We start from the raw sequence: 3,115 nt of genomic DNA, 5'->3' as shown, positions 1-3,115 counted from the left end.
TAAATAGATCATCAAGCTTAGACTGGATAGTTTTTATAGGGTTAAGAGACTTTTTAAGTAAGAAATAGACAAATGCTGAGAGGATAACGATAAATAGCACTGCTAGGATTAGCTGGATCTTTAGGAGGGGCATAGTCTGGCTGGCAAAAGTATCGGCATTTATCGCAGCAACTGCGAGCCAGCCGTCGTCGTTTATAGGTAAAATTTTAGCCAAGACATTTTCATTTTTTGCATTTTTATAAGAGATTAGTCCGTTTTCATCAAAGTCTTTACTTGCAAATTTAGCAGCCAAGGTCTTAGTCGCTTCAACAGAACTGTTTATAAGACTTTCATCATCATGTAGCAAGATAACACCATCTTTGTCCATAAAATAAACATAGCCAAACTCGGTTTTACCCATCTTTAGAAGCTTTTTGCTTAAAAGCCTTATATTAACATCAGTAAATGTAGCTCCCAAAAGCTTGCCGCCCTCCACTATCGGAGTAGAAAAAGTCATGCACAGATCGTGCTCTGGAGCGACCATATCGATATAGGGCTTTGTAAAGATAGTTTTTCCACTACTTTTTGCAGCGATATACCAGCCCCTACCCCTTGGTTCGTATTTATCTTTTTCTGGGGTTAAGGTTTTACCATTTGAGCCATAAGTATAGCCGTTGCTCTCTGCTGCAAAATAGGCACCTATGACTATTGATTTTAAATTTTCTTTTGTAGATTTTTTAAACGAGCAAGAATTTCGTCTTTGTTATCCACACTGCCTACTAGCTTGCTAGCTAGCTTTTGCGAGTCTTCCATATAGTCATCAATAAAACTTTGCGTCACAGACTTTATGTCAGATAGAATTTGATCTTGGTTTTGGCTGATCAGCTTCACCACCTCATCCTTTGCGTTAAAGTAGCTAACAGCAGACATCGCAGCAAAGCATACACTCAAAAGAACAATAAGCGTCAATGCGATCTTGTTTGATATAGATCTCATTTCATCCTCCTTGTGAAATATTAGTAGAATTATAATATTTAAAATATAAATTTAATCTTTTGTTTCAAATAATATTTTATATTAAATAGTGATTAAATCTATAAAAACAACGTAAATTAGCAATATAATAGAAATTTTTTAATTAAATTTGATTTATTTTATAAAATATATTTGAAGTAAAATATTTAATTTTTAGCATGAAAACTGGTTTATGAACTAAAATTATGCTAGTTAAACTTAAACAAAAAAGAAACTTCTTAAATTTAATGTGTAATACTAATTTAAATGTGTGTTATCTGTAAAAAATGATGCAGAAAGTATTATAAATTTAGCCAGAGCTAAGCTAAACTGGCTAAATTTGGTGATATTTAAATTTCCTTATAACCGACTATATTTAGCCCAAAACCAGCTAAGCTTACAAATTCTTTATTTTTATTTGAGCTTAGAAGTTCGATATCCTTTACGCCAAAGTGATTTAAAATTTGCGCTCCGATGCCGTAGTCTTTGCTTGTATTTGAGTTGTCGCTATCCAAAAAGATCAAAATTCCACCATTTTGGCTTAGAAATTTGATAGTTTTTAAAAGCTCTTCGTATTTTGGACTGCTCAAAAGCTCGTGATCGGCTAGAATTTTTTGAAATTTGACATTTGCCTTGCTCTTTGGCTCACCAAAAAGATAGGCTGAATGAATTTTGCACTTGTGATCTGTAATATCGTATCTTATAGCCGTGCAGTTTGCGATCTTGACGTCACTTTTTTCGCCAACTCTTATGAGGCTTTCATGGCTTAGTCTATACTCGACCAGATCAGAAACGCTGATCATATTTAGCCCAAATTTCTTACAAAACTCCTCTAAATAATCACGCCTTGCCATGGTGCCATCTTCTTTTACGATCTCGCATATCGAAGCCATCGGAGCAACACCAGCAAGCTTGCAAAGATCGACTGAGCCCTCGGTGTGGCCTGTGCGAACTAGTACGCCGCCATTTTTGGCTATGAGTGGGAAAATATGTCCTGGACGCACGAAGTCTTCAGGCTTTGAGCTAGCCTCAGCTGCAAGCCTGATCGTCATATCGCGCTCGTATGCGCTAACGCCCGTTGTTGCGTCTTTTGCGTCTATCGTGACCGTAAAAGCTGTCTCGTGGCTCGATGTGTTTTTGGCTACCATTAGCGGCAGATCAAGCCTTTTGGCGTTTGCCTCGTCCATCGCAAGACAGAGCACACCCTTTGCATGAGTGATGGCAAAATTTACCTTTTGCATGTCGCTACTAGCTGCTGAAAAGACCAGATCACCCTCATTTTCGCGGTCCTCGTCATCGACCATGACGACCATTTTGCCATTTTTTATATCCTCAATCACTCTTAATACATTTTCAATTGCCATAATTATCCTTTTATAAATTTTCACGATTATATTGATATTTTGATAATCAAAAGATAAAAACCATATTTTTTCTTTGTCAGTAATCGCTTTTGAGAAAAAAATAGAATTTACACCAAAATTTAAGCTTTTGAGGTTGATATTAGCCATTTGGCAGGATAAATTTATCTCATATAGGCATAAAAATTTAAATGTATGTTTGTGCGATAAAATAAATTTTGACTTTAAATTTTAAAATATGTCTTAAAATTTAGGCAAAGATAAATTTTTATTTGTTAATAACACTTATAAAAATAATAGAAATTTTATATTAAATTTAATTTTAAAATTTAAATATTCTTTGTTTAGAAGTGCGATTATAAATTAGCTTGTTATCGTTATTTTTGCTATAAAAAGTAAAAATTTTTAATAGAGAAAAATATATTTTAAATTTTTCTAAAAACAATATTTTATGTATTATTTTACATATTATTTAACAAAATATTTTTATAAAAAATGCATTAAACTTAAAAAATAAAGACAAAAATAAAAAAATGAAAAATTTAAAAGTAGATGGCGCAGCGGACGGGGCTCGAACCCGCGACCTCCGCCGTGACAGGGCGGCATTCTAACCAACTGAACTACCGCTGCACCTAAAGTAATGGTGGTCGCTATAAGACTCGAACTTATGACATCCACCTTGTAAGGGTGGCGCTCTACCAACTGAGCTAAGCGACCTAAAATTTAAAATATCTGGCGACCCTTAGAGGATTTGAACCTCT

3 protein-coding genes and 2 tRNA genes are annotated in these 3,115 nt (G+C 34.5%); all 5 read right to left on the bottom strand.

The features are described 5' to 3' along the window. Positions 1 to 682, bottom strand: a 682-nt coding sequence (locus G6W41_RS09960; protein WP_346010886.1) for a PDC sensor domain-containing protein, incomplete at its 3' end; no start/stop codon positions are given. 11 nt (positions 683 to 693) lie between these two features. After that, complete coding sequence (locus tag G6W41_RS09955; protein ID WP_194171405.1) at positions 694 to 975, bottom strand: hypothetical protein; 282 nt, start codon at positions 973 to 975, stop codon at positions 694 to 696. 368 nt (positions 976 to 1,343) lie between these two features. Further along, positions 1,344 to 2,357, bottom strand: coding sequence for a bifunctional 3,4-dihydroxy-2-butanone 4-phosphate synthase/GTP cyclohydrolase II (locus tag G6W41_RS09950; protein WP_194171404.1), 1,014 nt, complete (start codon positions 2,355 to 2,357; stop codon positions 1,344 to 1,346). A gap of 550 nt (positions 2,358 to 2,907) precedes the next feature. Then, positions 2,908 to 2,984: transfer RNA gene (locus G6W41_RS09945), tRNA-Asp, on the bottom strand. Positions 2,985 to 2,995: 11 nt separating this feature from the next. Continuing rightward, positions 2,996 to 3,071, bottom strand: a tRNA-Val gene (locus G6W41_RS09940). Positions 3,072 to 3,115: the final 44 nt, after the last annotated feature.

This window comes from Campylobacter concisus, from assembly GCF_015230035.1.
Lineage (GTDB): Bacteria > Campylobacterota > Campylobacteria > Campylobacterales > Campylobacteraceae > Campylobacter_A > Campylobacter_A concisus_BK.
This window is presented reverse-complemented; position numbering and strand designations above follow the sequence as displayed.

Excerpts from the sequence above, each read along its gene's own strand:
- G6W41_RS09950 (WP_194171404.1), bottom strand. The coding sequence starts at position 2,357 with ATGGCAATTGAAAATGTATTAAGAGTGATTGAGGATATAAAAAATGGC.
- G6W41_RS09955 (WP_194171405.1), bottom strand. The coding sequence starts at position 975 with ATGAGATCTATATCAAACAAGATCGCATTGACGCTTATTGTTCTTTTG.